The organism is Clostridium malenominatum, assembly GCF_039521365.1.
GTDB classification, from domain to species: domain Bacteria; phylum Bacillota; class Clostridia; order Clostridiales; family Clostridiaceae; genus Clostridium_AW; species Clostridium_AW malenominatum.
On record NZ_BAAACF010000006.1, the window covers coordinates 50,674 to 76,402 of the forward strand.

The 25,729-nt window shown below is 31.5% G+C and carries 24 protein-coding genes; 8 read left to right on the forward strand and 16 right to left on the reverse strand.

Going from position 1 to position 25,729, the window contains the following annotated elements; all coding sequences use genetic code 11:
- The first annotated feature begins 14 nt into the window (after positions 1-14).
- Positions 15-1,559 carry an ABC transporter permease/substrate-binding protein gene (locus ABDZ69_RS14590; RefSeq protein ID WP_343770783.1) on the forward strand — a complete coding sequence of 515 codons (1,545 nt, stop codon included), beginning with the start codon at positions 15-17 and terminating at the stop codon, positions 1,557-1,559.
- Positions 1,560-1,660: 101 nt separating this feature from the next.
- Here the strand turns inward: ABDZ69_RS14590 and ABDZ69_RS14595 are convergent, their stop codons facing one another.
- The 3 genes from ABDZ69_RS14595 to ABDZ69_RS14605 form a co-directional block, all read right to left on the reverse strand.
- Positions 1,661-4,324 (reverse strand): cation-translocating P-type ATPase, encoded by a 2,664-nt coding sequence (locus ABDZ69_RS14595; protein WP_343770785.1) that lies wholly within the window; start codon positions 4,322-4,324, stop codon positions 1,661-1,663.
- Between the two features lie 229 nt (positions 4,325-4,553).
- The gene (locus ABDZ69_RS14600) at positions 4,554-5,075 is read right to left on the reverse strand and encodes a chromate transporter (RefSeq protein ID WP_343770787.1); all 522 of its coding nucleotides are present in this window, start codon (positions 5,073-5,075) and stop codon (positions 4,554-4,556) included.
- A complete protein-coding gene (locus ABDZ69_RS14605; RefSeq protein ID WP_343770789.1) occupies positions 5,076-5,612 on the reverse strand; it encodes a chromate transporter in 537 nt (178 codons plus the stop codon).
- A gap of 197 nt (positions 5,613-5,809) precedes the next feature.
- Here ABDZ69_RS14605 and ABDZ69_RS14610 point away from each other — a divergent pair, with 197 nt between their 5' ends.
- Positions 5,810-6,277: a hypothetical protein gene (locus ABDZ69_RS14610; RefSeq protein WP_343770791.1), complete on the forward strand. Its 468-nt coding sequence runs from the start codon at positions 5,810-5,812 to the stop codon at positions 6,275-6,277.
- Between the two features lie 26 nt (positions 6,278-6,303).
- Here the strand turns inward: ABDZ69_RS14610 and ABDZ69_RS14615 are convergent, their stop codons facing one another.
- The 12 genes from ABDZ69_RS14615 to ABDZ69_RS14670 all read right to left on the reverse strand — a co-directional run bounded on the left by ABDZ69_RS14615 (position 6,304) and on the right by ABDZ69_RS14670 (position 17,669).
- Complete coding sequence (locus ABDZ69_RS14615; protein WP_343770793.1) at positions 6,304-7,071, reverse strand: ABC transporter permease; 768 nt, start codon at positions 7,069-7,071, stop codon at positions 6,304-6,306.
- 16 nt (positions 7,072-7,087) lie between these two features.
- The gene (locus tag ABDZ69_RS14620; RefSeq protein WP_343770795.1) at positions 7,088-8,128 is read right to left on the reverse strand and encodes an ABC transporter substrate-binding protein; all 1,041 of its coding nucleotides are present in this window, start codon (positions 8,126-8,128) and stop codon (positions 7,088-7,090) included.
- 46 nt (positions 8,129-8,174) lie between these two features.
- Complete coding sequence (locus ABDZ69_RS14625; protein WP_343770796.1) at positions 8,175-8,960, reverse strand: nucleoside phosphorylase; 786 nt, start codon at positions 8,958-8,960, stop codon at positions 8,175-8,177.
- 22 nt (positions 8,961-8,982) lie between these two features.
- Positions 8,983-9,768, reverse strand: coding sequence for an ABC transporter permease (locus ABDZ69_RS14630; RefSeq protein ID WP_343770798.1), 786 nt, complete (start codon positions 9,766-9,768; stop codon positions 8,983-8,985).
- The gene (locus ABDZ69_RS14635) at positions 9,765-10,520 is read right to left on the reverse strand and encodes an ABC transporter ATP-binding protein (protein WP_343770800.1); all 756 of its coding nucleotides are present in this window, start codon (positions 10,518-10,520) and stop codon (positions 9,765-9,767) included. Before ABDZ69_RS14635 ends, ABDZ69_RS14630 begins: the two co-directional genes overlap by 4 nt.
- Positions 10,521-10,535: 15 nt before the next feature.
- A complete protein-coding gene (locus tag ABDZ69_RS14640; RefSeq protein WP_343770802.1) occupies positions 10,536-11,447 on the reverse strand; it encodes a dihydroorotate dehydrogenase in 912 nt (303 codons plus the stop codon).
- Positions 11,440-12,216 carry a dihydroorotate dehydrogenase electron transfer subunit gene (locus tag ABDZ69_RS14645; RefSeq protein WP_343770803.1) on the reverse strand — a complete coding sequence of 259 codons (777 nt, stop codon included), beginning with the start codon at positions 12,214-12,216 and terminating at the stop codon, positions 11,440-11,442. Before ABDZ69_RS14645 ends, ABDZ69_RS14640 begins: the two co-directional genes overlap by 8 nt.
- A gap of 18 nt (positions 12,217-12,234) precedes the next feature.
- Positions 12,235-13,509 carry a dihydroorotase gene (locus tag ABDZ69_RS14650; RefSeq protein ID WP_343770805.1) on the reverse strand — a complete coding sequence of 425 codons (1,275 nt, stop codon included), beginning with the start codon at positions 13,507-13,509 and terminating at the stop codon, positions 12,235-12,237.
- Between the two features lie 34 nt (positions 13,510-13,543).
- Positions 13,544-14,779, reverse strand: coding sequence for a M20 family metallo-hydrolase (locus ABDZ69_RS14655; RefSeq protein WP_343770806.1), 1,236 nt, complete (start codon positions 14,777-14,779; stop codon positions 13,544-13,546).
- A 19-nt stretch (positions 14,780-14,798) separates the two neighbouring features.
- Positions 14,799-15,542, reverse strand: a complete 744-nt coding sequence (locus ABDZ69_RS14660) for an IclR family transcriptional regulator (protein ID WP_343770807.1) — start codon at positions 15,540-15,542, stop codon at positions 14,799-14,801.
- Positions 15,543-15,687: 145 nt separating this feature from the next.
- Positions 15,688-16,527 (reverse strand): CvfB family protein, encoded by an 840-nt coding sequence (locus ABDZ69_RS14665; protein WP_343770809.1) that lies wholly within the window; start codon positions 16,525-16,527, stop codon positions 15,688-15,690.
- Positions 16,494-17,669 (reverse strand): MFS transporter, encoded by a 1,176-nt coding sequence (locus ABDZ69_RS14670; protein ID WP_343770810.1) that lies wholly within the window; start codon positions 17,667-17,669, stop codon positions 16,494-16,496. The genes ABDZ69_RS14665 and ABDZ69_RS14670 overlap by 34 nt, the downstream gene beginning before the upstream one ends.
- 208 nt (positions 17,670-17,877) lie before the next feature.
- Here ABDZ69_RS14670 and ABDZ69_RS14675 point away from each other — a divergent pair, with 208 nt between their 5' ends.
- From ABDZ69_RS14675 to ABDZ69_RS14700, 6 genes are all read left to right on the forward strand, one after another.
- On the forward strand, positions 17,878-18,552 hold the full coding sequence (locus ABDZ69_RS14675) for a response regulator transcription factor (RefSeq protein WP_343770811.1): 675 nt from the start codon (positions 17,878-17,880) through the stop codon (positions 18,550-18,552).
- Positions 18,549-19,580, forward strand: a complete 1,032-nt coding sequence (locus ABDZ69_RS14680; RefSeq protein ID WP_343770813.1) for a sensor histidine kinase — start codon at positions 18,549-18,551, stop codon at positions 19,578-19,580. The genes ABDZ69_RS14675 and ABDZ69_RS14680 overlap by 4 nt, the downstream gene beginning before the upstream one ends.
- A 167-nt stretch (positions 19,581-19,747) precedes the next feature.
- Entirely contained in the window at positions 19,748-20,509 is a 762-nt protein-coding gene (locus ABDZ69_RS14685) for an ABC transporter ATP-binding protein (protein WP_343770814.1), read from the forward strand.
- Positions 20,510-20,522: 13 nt separating this feature from the next.
- The gene (locus tag ABDZ69_RS14690) at positions 20,523-22,466 is read left to right on the forward strand and encodes an FtsX-like permease family protein (protein WP_343770816.1); all 1,944 of its coding nucleotides are present in this window, start codon (positions 20,523-20,525) and stop codon (positions 22,464-22,466) included.
- Between the two features lie 111 nt (positions 22,467-22,577).
- The gene (locus ABDZ69_RS14695) at positions 22,578-23,009 is read left to right on the forward strand and encodes a DUF2500 domain-containing protein (protein ID WP_343770817.1); all 432 of its coding nucleotides are present in this window, start codon (positions 22,578-22,580) and stop codon (positions 23,007-23,009) included.
- A gap of 28 nt (positions 23,010-23,037) precedes the next feature.
- Positions 23,038-23,562: a 2'-5' RNA ligase family protein gene (locus ABDZ69_RS14700; RefSeq protein ID WP_343770819.1), complete on the forward strand. Its 525-nt coding sequence runs from the start codon at positions 23,038-23,040 to the stop codon at positions 23,560-23,562.
- Between the two features lie 161 nt (positions 23,563-23,723).
- Here ABDZ69_RS14700 and ABDZ69_RS14705 read toward each other — a convergent pair whose 3' ends face one another.
- Positions 23,724-25,715, reverse strand: a complete 1,992-nt coding sequence (locus tag ABDZ69_RS14705; RefSeq protein ID WP_343770820.1) for a fructose-1,6-bisphosphatase — start codon at positions 25,713-25,715, stop codon at positions 23,724-23,726.
- Positions 25,716-25,729: the final 14 nt, after the last annotated feature.

Consider the following 25,729-nt stretch of genomic DNA (forward strand, 5'->3'; position numbering starts at 1 on the left):
GGTGGTGAAAATACATGAAATCTGCTAATTTTTTAGATTTTATAATAAGCAAAAGAGGAGATGTAGTATCTCTTGCTTTAAAACATATACAGCTTTCTCTTTTAGCCGTTGTAATTGCTATTCTCATAGGAGTTCCTCTAGGAATTCTTATATCAAAGAAAAAGAATTTAGCGCCCTCCATTATTGGAGTTGCAAATATACTTCAAGCTATACCAAGTTTAGCTCTAATGGGATTTTTAATACCATTTTTAGGTATAGGAGAAACCCCTGCTATACTTATGGTTTGCCTTTACTCCCTTTTACCTATAATTAAAAATACCTATACTGGCCTTATGAATATTAATCCAGCTACTATAGAAGCTGGTCGAGCTATGGGAATGACGGAGGCTCAATTGCTTAAAATGGTGCAACTTCCACTTGCCCTACCAGTAATCATGGCAGGTATAAGAATATCAGCTGTTACTGCCGTAGGACTTATGACCATAGCTGCCTTTATAGGTGCTGGCGGTCTTGGAAGCTTTATTTATACAGGTGTACAGACTGTAAACACAAATATGATATTAGCTGGTGCAATACCCGCCTGTATACTAGCCTTATTAATGGATTTCGTTATTGGTAAAGTAGAAAAAACCGTAAATCCTAAAAACAAGTCTAATAAAGCTACTAAAAAGAGATTAGCCATTACAGCTATTGTGCTTATGATAGCCATCATTTCTCCAATGGTATTTAATGCCTTTGACAGAAGTGAAAAAATAGTTATAGGGGCTAAAAACTATACTGAAAATGAATTGCTCGCAAATATTTATGCCATATTAATAGAAGAAAATACAGATATCAAGGTTGAAAGAAAATTCAATTTAGCTGGTACCGATGTAGTATTAAAGGCTATCACAAAAGGAGATGTAGATATTTATCCTGAATACACAGGTACAGCGTTAATAAGCATTTTAAATGAACCTTCTACTTCAGACCCGACGGAAGCTTATGAAGTCACTAAAAAAGGCATGAAGGAAAAATATAATTTAGAAATGTTAAAGCCCTTAGGTTTCAATAACACTTATACATTGGCTGTTAGAAAGGATTTTGCAGAAAAACACAACTTAAAAACTTTCTCGGATTTAAAAAAGATAAGCAAGGATTTAACCATTGGTGCTACCATGGAGTTTTTAGGAAGAGATGACGGACTTCCTGGGTTGACTAAAAAATATAATATGAAGTTTAAATCAGAGAAAGGTATGGATTCTAGCTTAAGATATACTGCTATAGATTCAAAAGAACTTGATGTAATAGATGCCTTTTCCACAGAAGGTTTACTAGTTGCTTTTGATTTAAAGGTTTTAGAAGATGACCTGAAGTTCTTCCCTCCATACTATGCAGTACCTATGGGCAGAGCTGAAACCTTTGAGAAATATCCAGAAGTTAAAGAATTACTTTTAAAGCTAGATAGTATATTAGACGAAGAAAGCATGCAAAATCTTAACTATCAGTGCGATAAATTAGGAAGAGAAACTCAAGATGTAGCTAGAGAATTTTTAAAATCAAAAGAGTTGATTAAATAAGTTTTTTAGATGATTAGATATTTAAATATGGATAAAACTACCCTTGAATTTTTATTATAAAAATTCAAGGGTAGTTTGTTTACAACTAAATAACTAAAAAACTATTTTTCTCTTGCTCTCAAAAATATCTTAGCTATTTCATTAAATATTAATGGAACCATAGATAACACTCCAACTATTGTCCAGTCAGTCATACTTAGGTCTATAACTTTAAATATTTGTGCAAGAGCTGGTACAGTTACTACTATATCCTGAAGGAAAATACCTAATATTATAGATCCTATTAAGTATTTATTAGTAAATAATCCTACTTGGAATATAGATTTTCTTGGATGTCTTAAGTTAAGGGCATGGAATAACTGTGATACACTTAGCACTATAAATGCCATTGTTTGACCGCTTATCATAGCTTCCTCTGATATTACTTCTGGTAATAGTGGGAAAAGACTAGTCATTCCCATATGTTCTTTAACACCTATAACAAAGGCTCCTAAAGTTAAAAATCCTATTAGGGTACCATTTAACAATAAGAAGGTTCCAGTTCCGCCAGCAAATAAACTTGCCTTAGCATCTCTTGGTTTTTCTTTCATTACCTCTGGGTCTCCTGGGTCTGCACCAAGGGATAAAGCTGGTAAACTATCTGTTACTAAGTTAACCCATAACAAATGGATTGGTCTAAGTGGTGCTGGCCATCCAAGTAATATAGCAAAGAACAATGCTATTATTTCTCCAATATTACAGGATAATAAGAACACTATGGACTTTTTAATATTATTGAAAATATTTCTACCTTCCTTTATAGCCGCTACTATGGTTGCAAAGTTATCATCTGTTAATACCATGTCTGAAGCGCCCTTAGCAACGTCTGTTCCTGTAATACCCATAGCCACACCAATGTCAGCCATTTTTAATGAAGGAGCGTCATTAACACCGTCTCCAGTCATAGAAACTATATTTCCCTTTGATTTAAAGGCTTTAACTATTCTAACCTTATGCTCTGGTGAAACTCTAGCAAATACTCTTAAGTGTTTTGTCTTTTCTGCTAATTCTTCATCAGTAATTTTGTCTATTTCTGCACCAAATACAGCCTGAGACTCCTCTTCTGCTATGCCTAATTCTTTAGCTATAGCAAAGGCAGTATTTTTATGGTCCCCTGTAATCATTATGGTTTTTATTCCTGATTTTTTACATTCAGCAATAGCAGCCTTAACTTCTTCTCTTGGTGGGTCAATCATTCCAACTAAACCTATGAAAATTAAATCTGTTTCCAAAGTATCAATTTCCACATGCTTTGAATTTATCTTTTTAAAAGCCGCACCTAAAACTCTTAGAGCATCATTGGACATGTCTAAAGTAGCTTTAGATATATTTTCTTTTATTTCTTCTGTTAATGGAACTATTTCTCCATCGATATAAGCGTTATTACATAATTTTATTAAATTATCTGTAGCACCCTTTGTCATTACATAGAATTCGCCATCATACTCATTAACAGTAGTCATAAGTTTTCTATCTGAATCAAAAGGAACTTCGTTTACTCTTGTGCGAACCTTATCAAAATCATCTTTAAATAAATTGTATTTAGCTCCAGCTTCAAGTAATGCAATTTCAGTTGGGTCTCCTGTTTTAGAATCTTCTTTATAAGTAGCATCATTACATAATACTAAATTTTCTAAAAGCAATTTGTGAATAGCATTGTCTTTGCTTAAAGTATCTATATCTCCAAGATAATTATCTGCATAAAATTTAGTTACTGTCATTTTGTTTTGAGTTAATGTCCCTGTTTTATCTGAACATATTACATTTACTGCACCTAATGTTTCAACAGCTGGAAGTTTTCTTACTATAGCATTTTCCTTTATCATCTTTTGAACGCCCATAGCAAGAACTATGGTAACTATAGCTGGAAGACCTTCTGGAATCGCAGCAACAGCTAAGCTTATTGAAGTTAAGAACATTTCAAGTAAATCTCTCTTTTGAATTATACCAACAACAAACATTACAGCACATATTCCTAAGGCTGCAAAACCTAATGTTTTGCCAAGCTCTGCTAGCTTTTTCTGAAGAGGAGTTAAATCTTGCTCTTGGTCCTCAAGCATTTTTGCTATCTTACCTATTTCAGTACTCATACCTGTTCCAACGGCTACACCAACACCTCTACCATAAGTAGCAAGGGTAGACATAAATGCCATGTTCTTTTGATCACCTAAAGCAGTGTCTTCACCGTCTAAAACCATGTTTGCATTTTTATCTACAGGTACTGATTCTCCTGTAAGGGCTGATTCTTCAATTTTTAAATTTGCAGTTTCTATAAGTCTTAAATCACAAGGTACAGATCTCCCTGCATCTAAGATGATTATGTCTCCAGGAACAACTTCCTGTGAAGGAATTTCTTTTATTTGTCCATCTCTTTTAACTACAGCTTTAGGGGTAGACATCTTCTTTAAGGCCTCTAGAGCCTTTTCAGCCTTAGATTCTTGAATAAGACCAATAACAGCATTTAAAAGAATAACTAAACAAATTATAATAGCATCTGTTACTTCTCCAACTATTCCCGATGCGAATGCCGCTGCTAAAAGTATGTATATTAGCGGGTCGTTTAATTGTTCAAGGAACATCCTTACCATGGATTTTCCTTCTTTTGCAGTTAGCTCATTTAGCCCATATTTTTCTTTACGTTTTTCTACTTCTTCAGAAGTAAGACCATTAACCACATCTACGGATAACTCAGTTATCACATCTTCTTTACTTTTGTCAAACCACATTTAAATTCACCTCTTATATATTATTTGTCTATATTAATTAATTTATTAGATTAATTTACTTATTTATAAAATCAAAAAAGACCCTTGCCCTAGTTATATAGGACAAAGGTCTTGCATCTCTATCTCGAGTAACTATCCGGGCAAATGCCGTATTGACGAATAGTTAAGTTTACGCTACTCCCCTTCGCAAAGTAAATTATAGCACATGTTCTAAAAATATACAATAATCTTAGAAAATAATTACCCCTACAGCTCCTGCCATTACTATAACTAATATTGGATTTATTTTTTTAGATAATAATAATCCCATTACTCCTATTCCTACTAAAACACTTTTAAAATCTTTATAGGACTCTTTGCCTAGGGATAAAAACGCCGAAATAATTAATCCAATCAAAGCTGGCCTCATTCCCATAAGGCAAGCTTTCATAACTTTAGATTCTTTAAATTTTGCCATATAATGGCTAGCTATGGAAATCAATATAAAAGAAACAGTTACTACTCCTAAAGTAGCAAAAAAACTTCCTATAGGTCCCCCTACTTTATATCCTACAAAGGTAGCAGCGTTAATAGCTATAGGTCCTGGTGTCATTTGAGAAATACCAATGACATCTGTAAATTCTCTTAAAGTAATCCATCCTTTATTAGTTACAATTTCCCTCTCTATTAAAGAAAGTACAGCGTATCCCCCTCCAAAGGCAAAGGCTCCTATTTTTAAAAAAGTTAAATATAACTCTATAAGCAAACTCAACTAATCCACCTTCTTTCCGTAATAAAAGTATCCATATAATGCTGATATCACTATCACAATTACTGGATGAACCTTAAAAAATGTAATAGCAATAATTGTGGCTATTACCATCAAAAGGTTAGCATAATTTTTCTTTACGGATTTTGAAAGATTCACTACTGCAATCAAAACAAGCATTGGCACCGCCGCTGCAATTCCTCTAAATACTAAGTCTACATAGTGGTTTTCTCTAAACTGCATAAAAAAAGCAGCTATAACTATTATTATTATAAAGGAAGGTAATACTGCTCCTAAAAGTGCTGCTATGGCGCCTGGAGCTCCTGCTATTTTATATCCTATAAAGGTTGAGGAATTTACCGCTAGAACACCCGGAAAAGATTGAGCTACTACTAAAATATCTAAAAACTCTTCCTTATCTATCCACTTCTTATTATCCACAACTTCCGCTTGAATTAAAGGAATCATTGCATATCCTCCGCCAAAAGTAAAAGCTCCTATTTTATAAAAGCTCCAAAACATTTCTAAAAACTTCTTCACGTCAACACCCCTTCTCAAATAAGAAAGAATAAATAACAGATAACAAATATATTTGTTCTTTGTTTTTCATTCTCTATTCTTTATTTAATTATACAATAAAATTCCATGTTTAAATAACTTATCTGAAAATTAACATATATATATTAATTCATTCATATATTATCAGTAAACTTACATTTTTTTAAAGGGGGATTAACATGAAGAAAAAGAATGTTAGAATTTTAAATTTAATACTTATTTTCATTGTTTCTTTTAGTACCATATTTTTATCTCTAGGAAATAGTAAAGTAAAGGCTAAAAATATTAAAGAAGTTAAAATTTATGTAGTTACAAATGACGATGTACTTTGGGGTTTTGAACCTAATAATCTTTTAGATTTTGATAATTATGAAAAGAAGATTCTTTTCTTACCAGTTCTCCTAGCAAAAAAAGCTTTTAAAGAAAAGGGAGCTTTGGTTACTGTAGATTCAATGGACAAGGATAATTTAGTTTTAATAGTTTCAAAAGGAACTACTGAAATTAGATTTCCTCAAAACAAAAATATAGCTATAATTAACGGCAAAACACTTACTCTGTCTGAAAACAATTTATATATTGGCGACAATACAAAAATTGACGTAGAAAAATGGTACCTATCCCCAGAAGCTATAGACTTATTAGAATAAAAAGAAGAAGGGTATAACCTAAAAGGTTATACTCCTTCTTCTTTCCATATTAATAATTTCTTTTCTACAAAACCTGCAACTAAATATAATATTAACCCTATTAAACTTAGTATAATTATTGAACTTAGAACCAAGTTTATATCGTATGTTTCATTTCCTAAGGTTAATAAATATCCTAGCCCTGATTTGGCCCCTATCATCTCTCCTATAACGGCTCCAACCATAGCCTGTGTCAATGCAATCTTAATACCTGAAAGTATAGCTTGAAGAGAATATGGCAACTCAATATATATAAATTTTTGCCATGCTGATGCATCAAGTATTTTCATAAGATTAAATACATTAGCATCTATACTTCTAATTGCTACAACTTCATTAATCATAACTGGAAATGAAACAACTAAAATTACTATTGCAATTTTAGATTGCAATCCAAGTCCAAACCATAATATGAAGAGCGGAGCTAAAGAAATCTTAGGTGCCGTTTGTATTATTAACACAAATGGCATAATAAAACGTTCAATAAACTTTGATTTAGCAACAATGTATCCTAGTACAAGTCCTATTAGTATACCAACAGCTACTCCTATAAAAACTTCCTTTAAAGTAGTATTAATATGTGAAATCATATCGCCATTAACTAAGAAATCCGCCATACTTTTCATAAGTTCTTCTGGTTGTGGCAATAAATATGGGGGAATGTTAAATAGTGCAATATACAATTTCCATAATAAAATTATTATTGGAAACATTATTATAGGAAGAACTATTTTTCTCTGCTCCCTACTTAACAAATACATCACTTCCTTATTATTTAGCTGTGTAGATTAATTCTTTTGCGTCGAAAGTTTTGTCAATTACCTTATATTCATTTAGTATTTTTATTGATTTATTCCACTTTTCTAAGTCTGCTGCTCCTAAACCATTTTTCTTAGTGTTTTCGCTCTGCCATAAATATGGAACGAATACTTCATTTAATATCTTAGTTATAGTAGCTTCTTTACCTTTAAAGCTTTGTGCATATTTTTCAATTGAAAGATTAACAGCTTCTTCTGCGTTTCCGTCAACTATATACTGTATACCTTTATTTAATGCAGTTTTAAATCCTTCTATTAACTGAGGATTTTCTTTTGTTAGCTTATCGCTGGCTATTAAAACATTACCATGGGATGGCAAGAAATCGTCTGAACGTATTTCACTTACATCTACTCCCTGATTCTTTAACTCTATTGTTCTTAGCATTGAGAATACCATAACATCAATTTGATCTGTAACTAAAGCATTTACTATAGCACCAGTTCCAATAACTTCAACTTTAATGTCATCTAAAGTTAATCCTGCTTCCTTTAACATAACTTGTAATTGAATATAATTTGGACTTCCAAGGGAAGTAACTGCAACTTTTTTACCTTTAAAGTCCGCTGGAGTTTTTATTCCTTGAGATGTTTTAAATATTGCTGCTCCAAGACCATTTTGGTATGTAGTGTGAACTACTTTTACTGGTATGCCTTGAGTTTTAGCAATTAAAACTGAGTCAGCATTTGGGAATCCAAATTCTACATTTCCTGCTGCAACGTTCTTAACAATTTCTGCTGCTGCTGCATAGTAAAATTCCACATCTAATCCCTGTTCTTTAAAGTAACCCTTTTCTTTTGCTACATAAAGCGGCGCATAATAAGGCACTGCTGCTCCATCAATTTGAATGGATACCTTTTTCAATTCTTTTTTATCTGCTACAGGTTCCTTTTTGCTACTTCCACAAGCTGCAAGTAAAGTAGTTCCAAGTGTTAGTGTTAAAGTAGTAGCTAATACTTTAAACCATTTTTTGTTTTTAAATAAGCTAGTTTTCATAATTTTTACACCCTCTCTTTAATATCGTTAAAATATATTATAAATTTTATTTTAAGCAATTTTCATATACTTTAGTTACTGCCTCTAGTGCTGTTTTACATAATCTTTTCTGAGGCTCTTCATAATCCACAAGCCACTTATTAGTCAATCTATTACAATGAGCTGTGCAAATACTACCAGCCATAACTCCATAGATGGAGCTTAAGGTAAATATAGTTTCTGCCTCCATTTCAATGTTTAACACATTTAAGCGAATAAACTCTTCGTATAAATTCTTATAATTTTTATCTTTATTTATGCCTAGGGGATTTCTTCCTTGCCCTCTATAAAAGGAACCTACTGAAGCACCAATTCCCATATGATGTGGCACTCCACTTTCTTCACAGGCTTCCTTTATACACATAACTAAATTAAAGTCTGCCACCGCTGGATACTCTGGCATGGCATAAAAATTTGAAGCTCCACCCATTCTAACAGCTGCGGTATTTATAATGAATTCTCCACACTCTACATCTTCTTTTATTGCTCCTGTACCACCTATTCTAATTAGTGCCTTTGCGCCTAACTCAATAAGCTCAGTTATAGCAATTTCTGTTGATGGGGCTCCAATTCCTGTAGAGCAAACGTTCACAGGATATCCCTTATATTTTCCTTTAGCTAATTTATACTCTCTATTGGAAGATATAATTTCAAAGTCATCTAGAAACTCTCTAAAGAATTCTACTCTTCCTGGATCACCTGGAAGTAACACTACATCACAGATATCTTTTTTTTCGCAACGTAAATGAGGAACTTTATTATCGTATAATGGATTATCTGCAACAATATACAAGCTTATCATCCTTTCTTTTAATTTATCTTACTTGCTGGGACTCATGCCAATATAAGAACTTTTTCTCCATTAAATTAACTAACTCATAGAATATAATCCCAACAATAATTGTAAATATAATACCTGCAATAAGCAAAACTGTATCAAAGGTTGAGGAAGCATATATCAATACATATCCAAGTCCTTGTTTTCCTGATATCCATTCTGCAACTATTGCTCCGATTACTGCCTGAACCATACCTACTTTTAACCCTGAAAAAATCATAGGAAGAGCTGAAGGCATTTCAACTTCTCTTAAAATTTGAAACTTGGACGCATTTAATATCTTCATTAAGTTTCTAACATCCTTTGGAATAGCGTTTATTCCAAGCATAGTTCCCTCCATAACTGGAAAGAAAACCATAGATACAACCAAAACTAACTTTGAAGTTAAACCTAATCCAAACCAAATTACAAACAACGGAACCAATGCAATTTTAGGTGCTGTTTGGGCAAAAATTAAATATGGCATTAATGCATCTTTTAAAAAAGTTGATTTTTCTAGGAAATATCCAAAAATTATACCAAGTAGTGTACCTAGTATAAAGCCTAAAAATATTTCACTACTGGTTACTAAAAAGTGAACCCAAATTTCTTTTCCACCCATCATTTCAGCCAATCTAGCAAATACTGCCCCTGGCTTTGGCATCATATACTCCGGAACTCCAGTAGCATCTACATAGATTTTCCATATAAGTATAAAGGCTCCTATGGATAGAGCATACTCAAATATAAATTTAAATAGCTTCGAACTACCTTTATTATTCACCCTAGCACCTCCCTGAGATACTTGGAGTATTCATTAAATTTTTCCGTATTTCTTACTTCAGCTGTTCTTGGTCTTTCTAAATCTATATTTATTATTTCTTTTATTTCTCCTGGTCTTGCGGACATTACTACCACTCTATCTGATAACATTACTGCTTCATCAATACTATGTGTTACAAACAGAATTGTCTTTTTAGTCTTTTCCCAAATTTTTAATAGTTGAATATTTAATGTATCTCTTGTCATAGCATCTAATGCACCAAAAGGTTCATCCATAAGAAGTAGTTGAGGATCATAAGAAAGAGATCTCACTATAGAAACCCTTTGTCTCATACCGCCAGATAATTCTCTTGGAAGAGAATTTTTAAAATCTGACAGCCCTGCAACTTCTAATAATTCATCTAAATATTTAAGTCTTTCTTCATTTGCCATATTCTTAATTTTCAATGGAAACATAGCATTTTCTAAAACAGTCTTCCATGGTAATAGTACTGAATCTTGAAAAACAAAACCTATATGTTCATTTCCCTTTAGGTTTTCATTAAATTCAATTGTTCCACCTGAGTACTTTTCTAAATTGCTAACAATTTTTAATAAGGTGGATTTTCCACATCCTGAAGGACCAATTATAGACACAAACTCACCATTTTTAATGTCAATATTTATATCCTTTAATGCTATTGTTTCCTTTCCCAGCATGCTCTTATATGTTTTTTGCAGATTTTTTATAGAAAGACAATTTTTGTTTTCCAAAATATACACCTCCTCTTATATTTCGACCTTTCCTATTATATCTTTAACACTAGAATATCCATTTTCTACTAAATATTTTTCTATACCTTTCACTGTATCAATCATACAGTTTGGGTTAACAAAATTATACGTGCCTAACTGTATAGCTGTAGCACCCGCTAAAATATATTCTATTGCATCTTCCCAATTAGCAATTCCACCTATGCCTATAATAGGTAAGTTAACCTTTTGAGCTACTTGCCATACCATCCTAAGAGAAATCGGCTTTATAGCTGGTCCTGACAGTCCTCCAATAATATTACCTAGTTTTGGTTTACGAGTATTAACATCTATAGCCATGCCTATATAAGTATTGGTAAGAGCTATGGAATCCGCTCCTCCTTCTTGGGCTGCTAGAGCAATAGTAACTATATCACTCACATTTGGAGTAAGCTTTGGAATAATAGTTTTTTCCGTTATTCCCCTAACTTCTTTTACAATTTTATATGTGGCTTCTTCACTCATGCCAAAAGCTTTCCCTCCCTCTTCCAGGTTAGGACAGGATATATTTAACTCAATCATTGAGCAAGCTTCTTCTTTGTCTAATATTTCTACCATCTTTTTAAATTCATCTACACTATAAGCAGAAACACTTACCATAATTGGTGTATTAAACTTAGCATAGCATTGAAGATCATTTTTTATAAAATGCTCTAAACCTTTACTTTGTATGCCTATAGAATTTAGTATTCCCCCTGTAGTTTCAGCAATTCTAGGAGTTTTATTTCCATCTCTAGGATGTAGAGTAACACTTTTAGGTACTACAGCGCCTATCTTATTTACATCTATCAATTCGCAACTACCTATACCAAAAGTTCCCGATGCAGGCATAACTGGGTTCCTTAAAGTTATCTTTCCTAATTTAACTTGGAGATTTGGTTTACTCATCAAAACTCACCTCCTCCGTTGAAAAAACAGGCCCATGATTACAAACAGTTTTGTATCCATCTTTCGTTTTACATACACAAGCTAAACATACTCCAATTCCACAAGCCATTTTTTCCTCTAAGGATATATAACTTTCTATTTTATAACGGAGACTAATGTCTCTTAGTAATTTTCCCACTCTATTAGAACCACAAGTAAACATTTGATTTATATTATCTGTATTTATATGCTTATCTAGAATATTTTTTAGGTTATCCATTGAACTTGTGCCATCTTCATCCTGTATTGAGTAAACTGTACAACCTATGCTATTTAAAAATTCTTCGCCTAGTATACTCTCTTTAGTTTTACCACTTAAAACAGCTATTACTTTTATATATTTTTTTCTAGCTTTTTCTGCTAAGGATATTACGGAAGCTATTCCTACCCCTCTACCAATAATAATAATTCCCTTTGCACTTTCATTTAATGAGTAACCATTACCTGTTGGTCCTAGTAAATCTATTTCATCACCACTTTTAAAGCCCGTCATAATTTCTGTTCCTTTACCTTTTACAATATAAACAACTTCTATTTCTCCATTTTCTTTATGGAATCTATAGACACTAAAAGGCCTTCTTAAAAACGGATCTTCATTAGAGCCACAACGTATATGAAGTATTTGCCCCTCTTTAATTTCCTCAGCTAAGGGACTACATTTGATTACTAAGTGATAATATTTACCTTTAATACATTTATTAGATATGACTTTTCCTTTAGTTGTTTTCATATAAAAATTCCACCCTCCTTATATTTCACAAAATTGAATTTCTCCTCTAACTATAGTAGTTACTGCTTTTCCTCTTAATTTTCTGTTATGAAAAGGTGAATTTTTTGATTTCGAATAGAATTTGTTACTATCTACTATCCATTCTTTTTCTATATCCAATAAAATTATATCTGCAAAACTTCCTTCTTTTAAAGTTCCTCCGGGAATTTTAAAAAGCTTTGCCGGAGTACAGCTCATTTTATCTATAAGTTTTTCTATTGACATTTTTCTTTTATGAACTAATTCTAACAAGGATATTCCAAGGGCAGTTTCTAAACCAACTATTCCATTTGCTGCATCTACAAGATTTTTCTCCTTGTCCTCAGTACTATGAGGCGCGTGATCTGTAGCAATAATATCTATAGTACCGTCAAAAATCCCTTCGATTAAAGCCTCCACATCCTCTATCGTTCTTAGAGGGGGACTCATTTTACCATTAGAACCTAAACTTTTAATCTCATCCTCTGTTAATGAAAAATGATGAGGAGTTACTTCACAGGTTACATTAATCCCTTTTTTCTTAGCTTCTCTAACCATTTCTAAAGCTTTTTTAGTTGATATATGCTGAATATGAAGGTGCGCTTCTGTTATATCTGCAAGTACTATATCCCTCCATATAATAACCTCTTCCGCTAAGGCCGGTACTCCTTCTAAGTTTAGTTCTTCTGACATCTTACCTTTATTTATACTTCTGTCATATACTAAATTTATATCCTCACAATGTGCACTTACGGGTATTTCTAAGGCTTTTGCATCCATCATAGCTTCATACATTACTCTGGTATTCATTACAGTTTTACCATCATCCGTTATCCCAACTATTCCAGCTTTCACTAGCTCCATATATGGACTCTTTTCTAATCCTTCAAGACTCTTTGTTATACTTCCCATAGTATATATATTGCATTTTGCTTTTTTGCCCTTATTTATAACATATTGAACTACCTCTTCATTATCTATAACTGGCGTTGTATTTGGCATGCACACTATACTTGTAAAACCTCCAGCTACTGCAGCCATTGCTCCTGTCTTAATTGTTTCTTTATATTCTTGTCCTGGCTCTCTTAAATGCACATGAGCATCTATTAATCCCGGACAAACATAATATCCAGAAGCTTCAACTACCTTGCATCCATCTATTTCAATATGTTTTTCAACTTTTGAGATTTTTTCATCTTCTATAAGAATATCGTATATTCCAAATAAATTCTGAGATGGATCTACTATCCATCCGTCCTTAATTAATGTTTTCATATCGACTCCTCCAAATCCCAATTTTTGATAAAAATCATTTCGCAAGTTCTAAAACAGCTTCATATAATACATTTATTCCTATTTCAATATGTTTTAAATCTACATCTTCATTGGGATTATGACTTATTCCACCTTTACAAGGTATAAATATTAAAGATGATGGTGCTATCTTACTCATATTCATTGTGTCATGTCCTGCACCACTTGCCATCACTTTATAATTTACACCTAATCTATTGCATACACCTTTTACAAGTTCCATCATTTTATTGCTACATGCTATAGGCTCTTCTCGACTTAATATCTTTACATGGCTTTTTATATTACGCTTTTTACTTACTTTGTAAATGCAATTATTTACACCTTTTAAAGCTCTACTCATACTATCTTTGTCAATACCCCTAATATCAACAAATAATTCTACTTTTCCAGGAACTACATTGATTGCTCCAGGAAAAGTTCTACAATTTCCTGTAGTTGTTACTGTTTTATATGTAGCTTCCCTATTACCTACATTTTCTACTCCTAAAATAATTTCTGATGCTGCTACCAGTGCGTCTTTTCTCATATTCATAGGACATCCACCTGAGTGCGCTTCTTCTCCTTCTAGTTCTATGAGAAGCCTTATTGGAGCTGCAATAGCTTCCACTATTCCAATAGGTATATTTTCTTTCTCAAGTACAGGACCTTGTTCTATATGCAATTCTAGAAAAGCTTTTATACTACCCTCTTTTAAAATATCTTTTTTTATATCCTCAGGATTATAGTTATTATGAATTAAAGCTTCATAAATCGATACTTCATCATCATCTCTATAGTTTTTTAATTCCTCCACATCCATTTTCCCTGTCATGACCTTACTGCCAACGGTGGAAAGATTAAACCTACTTGATTCCTCTGTTGAAAAAATAACTATTTCTATTGAGTGGTTATGTGGTATATTGTTTTGGATTAACTTTCTCACTAACTCTATCCCTGCCACCACCCCTAATAGTCCATCGTATTTTCCTCCATGAGGTACCGTATCTATATGTGAGCCAACCATAACGCAAGGTAAATTTTTATCTTCACCCTTTTTTATAGCTCTAACATTGCCAACCCCATCTTCATTTATTGTTAATCCCATATTTTTAAATATTTCTATTAAGTAAGCTCTAGCCTCCATATCTTCTCTAGACAAGGCTAATCTAGTTACACCTTTTCCTTCTTTGTGCCCTATAGAATTTACTTTATTCATCACTTTTAGAAATTCATTAAGATTTTCGGCCAATATAACCCCCCCTATACCCCTACTTCATCCATCCTAGGGACGTAGATATTTTATCAGCAGTATCTATCAAGCTATGGATCTTATTTTCTATTTCATTATTTTCAGTTTTAATACTTATCATAGTTACACTTCCTATAACTTTTCCATACATATTTCTTATAGGTGTAGATATAGCAATAACTCCATCATCTAATTCTTCGTCACAAACTGCATAACCAGCTTCCCTTATTTTACTCAACTTTTCTTTTACTTCTAAGCAATCTGTTAAAGTATTTTTACTATATCTCTTGAATTCACTTTTTTCCAAAATTTCGTCTATTTCTTTTTCTTCTAAATAAGCTACTATTGCTTGCGCTGCAGAAGCGCCGTTTAACGGCATTTCGCTTCCAATCTTCACATAGAATTTTATCCTATCCCCACTATTAACAGTATCAATACAAATTGATTTTTTATTTTCCATTACGGTTAAAAAAATTACTTCTTCATACTTATTAAATAAATCCTCTAAAAATGGCCTTGCCACGGTTTTTACATTGTTATTATTTAAATATCCTACCGCTAAGGAAACCACTTTTAATCCTAATCTATATCTAGAAGTCTCCTTATCCTGAAGTACATAATCATTATCTTTAAGAGAAGCTAATAATCTATGGGTAGTACTTACAGGTAAATCCAAAGACTTGCTTATTTCTGTAATCATAAGACCTTCGGGCTTGTTACTTAGTAACTCTAATACCATGAAAATTCTTTCTACTAATTGCATAAAACCTCCTCTTTTCCGCCTGGCGGAAATGTATTCTTCCTAACGGAAATTAATATTATTATATCACATAGAATCAAATAATCAAATATTTTCAATATTTCGACATAGAAAAAATGGATGTAGTTTTTGCACTACATCCATTTTTTTATTTTAATAAAGTTGTTCCTTTTTCATCTTGGGTTACTAAGCCACTTTTCATTAAGCCCCCTAGAGCCCTTTTAAAATAGTTTTTGCTAGTTTTAAATACTTCCTTTATTTCTTCAGGTGAGGAGGCATCATTATATTCCATAAAACCGTCATTTTCTTTTAAGTACTTTAAAATATCCTCTTGAAGCTGAGTTCTTTCTTCCTTTCCAGTTACTCTAGTTGTAAGCCCCAGGGTTCCGTCTTCATAAACTTTTTTAATCTTTAATTTTATCTTTTCTCCGTTTCTTACCTTAATAAAGTATTCATTTTTAAGCATTATACCCTTATATTTATCTTCTACTGCTACAATTACATTTTCACTTCTATAAAGTCCACAGATAGTTCCCATTACTTCATCTCCAACCTTATACCCTTCTCCCATTTGTAAATGTTCTTCTACATCTACTGTACCAGCTAATCTTCCAGTTTTATCCTCATATACATAAAATAAATAGCTATCGCCTTCTTGTAATCTATATTTTTGCTCCTTTAAAGGCACGAATAAATCTCTATCTATTCCTATTTCTAAAAAAGCTCCTATTTGTGAATTATCCTTAACTTTAAGATAAGCTAAATCTCCTACCTTAGCTAAAGGGTCCCTTAATGTAGCCACCAATCTGTCCTTTGAATCTCTATAGAGGAATACAATTATTTCATCCCCCTCTTCAAATTCTTTTTCTAAAGACTCTTTAAAAGGTAATAAAATATCATCTTTTGTATCTCCTGTTTCAGCATCTAAATAATAACCTATTTTTGTTTTTCTACTTATTTTAAACTTATTGTAATCTCCAACTTGCATCCTTTTTCCCTCCATTTTTTACTCCACTTAATTATTAATATCAAAGCTATTATACTTAATATTCCACAAAATATGAAACTAAATCCTAAAGAAACATCACTAGCCTTTCCAATAGATAAATTTACAAAGGAAGCTATGACATTCCCAAACATTGCATACATAGATAAAATGGTGGCCCTATTTTCCCCCTCTATGGACTTATTTTGGATGTCCATGTTTAAAGGCTGTATTATGGCAAAAGCTCCTTCAATTAAAGCTATAAATATTATGGTAATAATTCTTCCCTTTACGTATGCCAATAAAAAGCTGCACCCAATTATTAAAGCAATTAAAGCTTTAAAGGATAATTCATAGCCAAACCTATCTTTTATTTTATAAGCTTTAGAAGAGCTTATACATATTATTTGCATAAAAGCTGTTAATAACCCAAAATATTTTATAGGCACACCTATTTCTAAATACTTTGGCCCATTTAAAAATACACAAATAGAATGAGTAGATTCCGAAATTAAAGCAATAGCTGCTATAAAAACCAACATTTCCTTATTTGTTAAAACGGATTTTATGCTACCTTTAATCTTTATTTCCTTATTAGTCTCCTTTACATCCTTTAAGAAAAACACTAAAAAAAATGTTACCCCATAAGGAAATATAGTAAGAAACACTGGCAAATCCAAGCTAACCTTTATCATAAAAGTAGATAAAAATGAAGCTGTAAAAAAACCAGCTGCGGAAAAAGACGCATATAAACTAAATGCTTTACCCGACTCTTCTTTCTCTGCTGATAAATAAATAAGAGCTGAATCAGAACCAGAAATACCAGAAATACTTAATGCTGACACTATTGCCGCAATTAAAAAATAAAGAAAACTATTACTTTTATAAAAAATTATTTTAGAAATAAAAAAGAAAAAATATGATAAAGTCAAAGTTTTCTTGTACCCAAACTTATCTCCAAAGTATCCCCAAGGTACTTCTAGTAAAAGCATAGATAACATAAGCATTGACTCTATAAAAAATATTTGAGATAGGGTAAGTCCCCTGCTTTGCCTAAAAACCGTAGCTATAGAACCATAAAAAACCAACCCCTGAAAATAAGAGATTGCATACATTATATATAAATTCTTTTTTTTGCTATTCAATTTGATACACCTCATCTAAAATTTTTCATCACAAAAAGACCTCTTTTTTAAGGCCTTAAAAAATATAGCTTTGGTATATCAATGATCTAGCATAACACCATCTCCAACTTTAAAAGTTTTGCTTTATTTCATTTAGTATACCATATATTTTCTAAGTATTGTATAATATTTCTAACTATACTTTACATTATTTGAAAGAGGTCATTAAATGTTTAAAATACTTATTATTGAAGATGACTTAAAAATGCGTGAAATAATTTTAGAAAATATACACCGTTGGGGATTTGATGGGCTTTATGTGAAAGACTTTAATCAAGTATTTAATGAGTTTATAAACTATGAACCTCATCTAATTTTACTTGATATAAATCTTCCTTCCTATGATGGCTTTTATTGGTGTGGAAAAATACGTGAAGTATCAAAGGTACCTATTATATTTATTTCCTCAAGAAATAGCAATATGGATATAGTAATGGCTATTAATATGGGTGGCGATGACTTTGTGCAAAAGCCTTTTTCTTTAGAGGTACTTATGGCAAAAATAAATGCCCTTTTAAGAAGAACCTATGATTATATGAGTACTGAAGCAAATGTAATTGAACATAGGAATTTAATATTAAATTTAAAGGATAGCACTGTATCTTATAATGATAAAAAAGTAGAACTTACTAAAAACGAGTTCAAAATCTTATATGTACTTATGAAAGATAAAGGTAGCATAATAAGCAGAGATTCTATAATGAGAAGTCTTTGGGAAGATGAAAATTTCGTTGATGATAATACACTTACAGTAAATATAAACAGACTTAGAAAAAAACTAGAGGACTTAGATATTGAAAATTATATACAAACTAAGAAAGGGCAAGGATATATAATAATATGAGATTTGATAAATATTTAGCTGATAAAAGATACTCCCTACTTTTTTATCTTCTTTTAATGAGCTTTGTTTCCGCTGTTATATCTCTAGATAGTAGCATGAAAGTTAGTATGGGCAATATTATTTATCTTAATGCAGTTTCTTTTATATTTTTCACTCTTTATTTAGTTTTAAATTATTTATTTATAAAAAATTATTATAAAACAATTAATGATATAGTAAAGAATAATAATGATGAGTTATTCTATAGAGTTCCCAAACCTAAAAGTTACGAACAAAAACTATTTCACCATCTTTTAAAGGATGTCTATGAATACCAAAATGAAAAAATTCAAAAGCTTTATGATACTAAGAAAGATAATGAAGAATTTATAACTTCTTGGGTTCATCAAATTAAAACTCCTATAGCCGTTAGCAGACTTTTAATTGAAAACAGCTTAAATAAACCTACTGCTGCAGTTCTTTCAAGCCTTGAGGAAGAACTAGATAAAGTAGAAAGCTACATAGAGCAAGCTTTATATTATTCAAAGATAGATGATTTTTCTAAGGATTACCTTATAAATGAAGTTGAGCTGGACAGAGTAGTTAAGGAAACTGTAAAAAAGCATGCTAAAACCTTTATAAATAAAAAAATAAAAGTAGAAATTGAAAATACAGAATTAGTGCTTGTTACAGATAAAAAGTGGCTATCTTTTGTATTAGATCAAATTCTAGATAACTCCTTAAAATATACTAATTCTGGTGGAAAAATTAAAATATATGGAATTAAGAATAATAGGGGTCACGAGCTAACTATAGAAGATAACGGCATTGGAATTAAAACCGAAGATGTTGATAGGATTTTTGATAAAGGCTTTACAGGCTATAACGGAAGAGAAAATTCTAAATCTACAGGTTTTGGCCTTTATCTTTCTAAGAGATTAGTCCGAAAACTTGGTCATGATATATATGTAGAATCTAAATATAGGGAATATACCAAAATTATTTTAATTTTTCCCAAGCTTTCAGAGTACCTTGATGTATCTAGATGATTATTATGGCAGCCAAATTTGGCTGCCTTTAGTCATTTTAAAATCTATGTGACAAAAATGTAAGGATAAAACTGCCCTTTGTAAGATAAAAAAATGGTTTAAACTTTTTAATTTTTATAAAATAGGATTATAGATTGAAGTAACATATTTTTCAGGAGGATTAAAATATGAATGACGTACTAGTTGCTAAAAACTTAAAAAAAGTTTATGGTTCAAGAGGAAATGTATATACAGCATTACAGGATATAAACTTAAATATTAAAGAAGGTGAATTTGTTGGAATAATGGGACCTTCTGGTGCTGGTAAAACAACACTTTTAAATATTATCTCAACTATAGATAAACCTACTGGTGGCTCTGTAACCATAGGTGGTGACGATATTGTTAAAATGAATGAAGAAAAGCTATCTTTATTTAGAAGAAACAAATTAGGATTTATTTTCCAGGATTTTAATTTATTAGATACGTTAACCGTTAAGGAAAATATTATACTTCCCTTAACCTTATCTAAGGTCAATGTTAAGGAAATAGAAAAAAGACTTAGAGATGTTTCTGTAGATCTTGGAATAGACGATATTTTAAGTAAATATCCATATGAAATTTCTGGCGGTCAAAAACAAAGGACAGCTGCTGCAAGAGCTATTATAAACAAGCCTGCTTTAGTTCTTGCCGATGAACCTACAGGGTCTTTGGACTCAAAATCTTCTACTGAGCTTTTACAGTCTTTAAGTGATTTAAATGAAAATAATAATACCACTATAATGATGGTAACTCACGACGCCTTTGCAGCAAGCTACTGTAAAAGAATAATCTTTATAAAGGATGGTCTTTTATTTACAGAGCTTACTCGAGGGGCATCCCGTAAAGAGTTTTTCCAAAAGATACTTGATGTTTTAAAAACTCTTGGCGGTGGACTAAACGATATGTAAGGAGGAAATTTAAATGGGTTTATTTAATATAGCCTTTAAAAATATAAAGGGAAACTTTTATAACTACTTTTTATACTTTGTATCAATGATTTTTAGCATAATGATTTACTTTACCTTTACCTCCATTCAATACAATACTCAGGTTCTAGAAATTGTTGGAGGTTCCATGCAACTTGCAATAGCTTTTAAAGCTGCCTCAGTAGTTATTGCTATATTTGCCGCAATGTTCATGTGGTACTCAAACTCCTTCTTTACTAGAAAACGAAAAAAGGAAGTAGCCTTATATTCTTTACTTGGAATTAGAAAGAAACAAATTGGACGAATGCTTTTCTATGAAAATTTAGTCATGGGAATATTAGCTCTAGCTAGCGGAATAGCCATAGGAGGACTTTTATCCAAGTTATTCATAATGCTTTTAATTAATCTTATGGGCTTTTCTGGAGATATAAAATTTATGATCTCTTTTAAAGCTATTTTAGATACAGCCCTTGTATTTGCAGTATTATTTTTAATTACCTCACTGCACAGTTATACTTTAATATATAAATTTAAACTTATTGAGCTATTTAAATCTGAAAATACAAGGGAAAAGGAACCTAAATCTTCCATAATATTTTCTATACTTGCTATAGTTTTAATTGGTTATGGATACTTTATTTATCTTGATACATCTAAAGGTTTTAATCCTAGTGTAATATTCATAACCTTAGGTTTGACAGTGCTAGGAACCTATGCTTTATTTTCTTCCTTAACCTTATTAGTCATTAAGCTATCTAGGAAAAATAAGAAAAGATACTATAGTGGGATAAACATGATTGGTACTTCTCAGCTTTTATATAGAATTAAGGGCAGCGCAAGAACCTTAGCAACCATAGCAGTGCTCAGTGCTACTACTCTTACAGCTATGGAAGTTACAGCTAGTCTTTATTACGACTTTACAACAAAGCTTAATAACTCCTATGGTTTTACTTATGCTTATGCAAGCAAAGATAAGGAACTAGATAAAAAAGTAGAGAAAATTATAGCTAAATATCCTAAAAACAAACTTTTGAATTCAGTTGATATGGAATTTCTTAAGGTTAAAGGAAACTGGCCTAACCTTATAAATGTAAAAACTGGAACCGGATTAGAATCTAAACCTATATCTGAGTTTTATATAATATCAGAAAGTAAATATAATGAAATTGCAAAGGCAAGAGGGCTACAATACAACTTAAATTTAAATACCCAAAGCGAAGCCTTAGTCTTTGATGAACAATTTGTTCCAGCATTTATGAGAAACTATACAGGCGAAACTATCACCATTGATCAGAGCAAGGAAAAACTAAACTTACAAATAAAAGCCTTTAAAACTCATACTCTAGCTAATCAGAGCATGATGTCTACGGTAGCCGTTGTAAAGGATGAGGTTTATAATAAGTCATATAAACCTGAAAATGTATATAGAATAAAAGGATATATAACTGATAATAGAAAAGATAGTGCCGAACTTACTAAAGAGATAACAGCACTTATGCCTAAAACTTCTCACTGGCCATTAAGTTATTCTTCATACTATTCACAGTATAGAGGTGGCTTAGCCGCATCTGGTGCAACTATATTTATTGGTGCCTTTTTAGGACTAGTATTTCTAGCTGCAACTGGCAGTATAATATTCTTTAAACAGCTATCTGAAGCTAACGATGATAAAAATAGATATAAAATCATAAAAAATATCGGGGTAACAAACAAAGAGATTAAAGCCTCTATAAGTAAGCAAATATTAATAGTGTTTTTACTTCCTCTAATAGTAGGAATAACTCACAGCTTAGTAGCTTCATCTCTTCTATCTAGAGTATTTAATACTGATTTTACCATACCAATTTTTATAACCATGGGAGCCTATACATTTATATATATGATGTATTACTTTTTAACAGTAAACTCATATTATAATATTGTTAATGGAGATAATTAACGTAAAAGGGTGGAAAACATACTATAGTTTTGCACCCTTTTTTCTATTGACAATGAAAGGATTTTACTTATTTGAATAGAATAATAGTATATAGACGAAAGGAGTGATTTTATGTTTCCGAGAGACCCATTTGGAGGAGGATTCTTTGGTGGTATGCCACCTTTTTTTGCATTATTTTTCATGCTATTTGTTATAGCTTTTGCCTTCGTTATTATATCCAGTATCAAAAGTTATGTAAAAAACTCTAACTCCCCTATTATTAGCGTAGAAGCTAAAGTAATTGGCAAGAGAGCAGATGTGTCTAACCATGTTCATCATGACAATGACAACCATACTCACCACCATAGCTCTACTACCTACTATATAACCTTCCAAACTGAGCATGGAGAAAGATTAGAATTATCATTGAGCGGAAGAATATATGGACAACTTATTGAAGGAGATACAGGGATGCTTACTTACCAGGGAAGCTGGTTTAAAGATTTTCAAAGAAAAACTACTGAGAGTTTTAGTAATAATAATAACGAATATAAAGAATACTAATTGCAAACTATTTAAAGGAGATAATCGCATGAATAGATATGTAATAGTATGTCTTTTAAAGGATGATGTGCTTAATTTTCACGAAAAACTAGTAGAAGAAGTTTGCTCTAAATATAAGGTAAGACCTCAAAAACTTCCTGCTCATTTTACTATAAAGGCTCCCTTTGAAACAGATAGAATAGATGAAGTAGAAGATATTTTAGAGAGATTTATAAAGGATAGAAAAAAAGAAGCTTTGGAAATATCGGGCTTTGATTATTTTAGGGATGCAGTAGTTTTTATGAGAGTTTTACCTTCTAAAGGAGCAATAGAAATTCACGACCAATTTATTGATGAATTAAAAATCTTACCTTGGTTAGATTGGAAACCTCATGAAGGAAAAGATAAAGTTTATCATTGTACAATAGTTAGCAGATTAAAACCTGATAAATTTCACCCCATTTGGGATTATGTAAATAAATATAATCCACAATTCCATACTTATTTTGATAACATTTCTATACTAAAATGGAATGGGGAGAGATGGGAAACCTATAAAGAATATTTATTTTAGTTAATAGTTTTTTAATTTTTTAGTTTCCTAGTTGCGGATGAAATTTCTTAGGAATTTCTAGCTTATAAAAATTTAAAGAATTCCCCTAGGGGAATTCTTTTTCCTTAACTAAAAACTCAAAAACTAACAACTAGTTAATTGAAAATTGGAAACCAATTTTCTTAAATTTCTTTTTCCTCAATTAACCCTTTTCTATAGGCAATTAAAAGCTTTTCTAAATCTAATATTTCATTTTGTAATTTTTTGCCTATGTCTGTATCTGCAACTCTTTTTCTTACAGCAGAATGTTCTAGAATCACAGTAGAGCTTAGAATATCACTTTCTTCTTCAATTGCCTTTTTAGTTGATTCAAAAGGCTCATGGGAAGATAGTAGCAATCCATAGGAATTATATATTAAAGTGTACCCTGCTATACCTGTTTCTGGTTGATATGCTCTACAGAATCCTCCATCAATTACCAAAAGTTTACCATTGCCCTTTACAGGACTTTCCCCTTTAATTGTTTTTACAGGAATATGTCCATTTATAATATGAGAAATTTTAGGGTTTAATTTAAATTCTTCAAATATTCTATTACATAATTCTTCGCTATCTCTATATTTATAATAATAGTTTTGATTTTCTTTATGAGTTTCTTTTTCTTCAATAAAATATCTTTCAAAGGTGGTAATTCTATCTTTTCCAAAAAGCGGTGAATATGGACCGCACCATAAATACCACATCATGTCCATGGCATGATTTTTTACATCTGTATCATTTTTATAAAAATATGCTTCCCTTGCATAATACTCAAATATATCTAGCAAGGATTTACCATAATATTCTTTATCCTGGATAACTAATTTTTTAAAGCTACCATCTTTATTTAATGGAATGCATCCATGATATAAGAGATTAGAATTGTATACTAAATATAAATTACCTTTGCTATACATAAAGCGTATGTGCTTTTGAAGTTTTTCGCTATTAACAAAGGATCTAGTTAGTTTACTTATCAACTCTTCCTCTTCTAAAGTCAATTTATAAGGTTCCTTAGGATCCACTGTTGGTAAGCTCATATCCCTCATTTTATATTTCTTTTTATTAACTTCCACAGTACCCTCTTCAAAATTAATCTTATCTAATAAAAGCATATAATCCATTTCAAATTCAGGTCTTCTTTTTATCTTTTGTCCTTCTAGTTTAAACTGAATAATAGCTATAGCTTTATGCATTTTCGCATAAAGGTGCTGGTCACCTTCACTAATGTCTTTATCTAATGTCTTTGGAATAAAACACTCACATGGATCATTATTATATGTTTCCATTGCAAAAGTAGCAAGAGGTAGAAGATTAATTCCATATCCATCTTCTAAAGTGCTTAAGTTTGCATATCTTAAAGATATTCTTAAAACATTAGCAACACATGCCCTAGAACCCGATGCTGCTCCCATCCAAAGTATATCATGATTTCCCCATTGAAAATCAATGGAATGGTGATCCATTAAAGCATCCATAACTATTTCAGCTCCTGGTCCCCTATCATAAATATCTCCAATTATATGAAGTCTATCCACCACTAATCTTTGAATTACCTTAGATAAGGCAATTACAAAAGCATCTGCACAGCCTATTTCTATAATAGTATTTATAATTCCAGTATAGTAATCTTGCTTATTTACTCTGTCACCTTGTTCATTTAGTAATTCTTCAATTATATATGCAAAATCCTTTGGAAGTGCTTTTCTAACCTTTGATCTAGTGTACTTTGAGGATACAGATTTACATACCTGTATCAATCTATAAAGAGTTACTTTATACCATTCTTCTAAATTTTGTTCCCTTTGCTTTAATAAATCCATTTTTTCTTCTGGATAATAAATTAAAGTTGCAATGCTTGCTTTGTCTCTTTCCATAAGGGATGTGCCAAATATATCATCTAACTTTCTCTTTATTACACCAGAAGCATTTTTAAGCATATGAGTAAAAGATTCATATTCGCCATGAATATCGCTTATAAAATGCTCTGTTCCCTTTGGAAGATTTAAAATTGCTTGCAAGTTTATTATTTCAGAACTAGCGGAAGATATAGTTGGATACTTAGTTCCTAAAAGTTTTAAGTATCTTATATCATCGCTTATTATTTCTATATTATTCTCATTATATAGCGTCATAGGAATTCTCCCCT

Coding starts and splice junctions, on each gene's coding strand:
- ABDZ69_RS14610 (WP_343770791.1), top strand. CDS start 5,810: ATGAAGAAAAAGAATGTTAGAATTTTAAATTTAATACTTATTTTCATT.
- ABDZ69_RS14640 (WP_343770802.1), bottom strand. CDS start 11,447: ATGAGTAAACCAAATCTCCAAGTTAAATTAGGAAAGATAACTTTAAGG.
- ABDZ69_RS14620 (WP_343770795.1), bottom strand. CDS start 8,128: ATGAAAACTAGCTTATTTAAAAACAAAAAATGGTTTAAAGTATTAGCT.
- ABDZ69_RS14665 (WP_343770809.1), bottom strand. CDS start 16,527: ATGCAAGTTGGAGATTACAATAAGTTTAAAATAAGTAGAAAAACAAAA.
- ABDZ69_RS14595 (WP_343770785.1), bottom strand. CDS start 4,324: ATGTGGTTTGACAAAAGTAAAGAAGATGTGATAACTGAGTTATCCGTA.
- ABDZ69_RS14695 (WP_343770817.1), top strand. CDS start 22,578: ATGTTTCCGAGAGACCCATTTGGAGGAGGATTCTTTGGTGGTATGCCA.
- ABDZ69_RS14645 (WP_343770803.1), bottom strand. CDS start 12,216: ATGAAAACAACTAAAGGAAAAGTCATATCTAATAAATGTATTAAAGGT.
- ABDZ69_RS14685 (WP_343770814.1), top strand. CDS start 19,748: ATGAATGACGTACTAGTTGCTAAAAACTTAAAAAAAGTTTATGGTTCA.
- ABDZ69_RS14650 (WP_343770805.1), bottom strand. CDS start 13,509: ATGAAAACATTAATTAAGGACGGATGGATAGTAGATCCATCTCAGAAT.
- ABDZ69_RS14675 (WP_343770811.1), top strand. CDS start 17,878: ATGTTTAAAATACTTATTATTGAAGATGACTTAAAAATGCGTGAAATA.
- ABDZ69_RS14700 (WP_343770819.1), top strand. CDS start 23,038: ATGAATAGATATGTAATAGTATGTCTTTTAAAGGATGATGTGCTTAAT.
- ABDZ69_RS14680 (WP_343770813.1), top strand. CDS start 18,549: ATGAGATTTGATAAATATTTAGCTGATAAAAGATACTCCCTACTTTTT.
- ABDZ69_RS14705 (WP_343770820.1), bottom strand. CDS start 25,715: ATGACGCTATATAATGAGAATAATATAGAAATAATAAGCGATGATATA.
- ABDZ69_RS14660 (WP_343770807.1), bottom strand. CDS start 15,542: ATGCAATTAGTAGAAAGAATTTTCATGGTATTAGAGTTACTAAGTAAC.
- ABDZ69_RS14590 (WP_343770783.1), top strand. CDS start 15: ATGAAATCTGCTAATTTTTTAGATTTTATAATAAGCAAAAGAGGAGAT.
- ABDZ69_RS14690 (WP_343770816.1), top strand. CDS start 20,523: ATGGGTTTATTTAATATAGCCTTTAAAAATATAAAGGGAAACTTTTAT.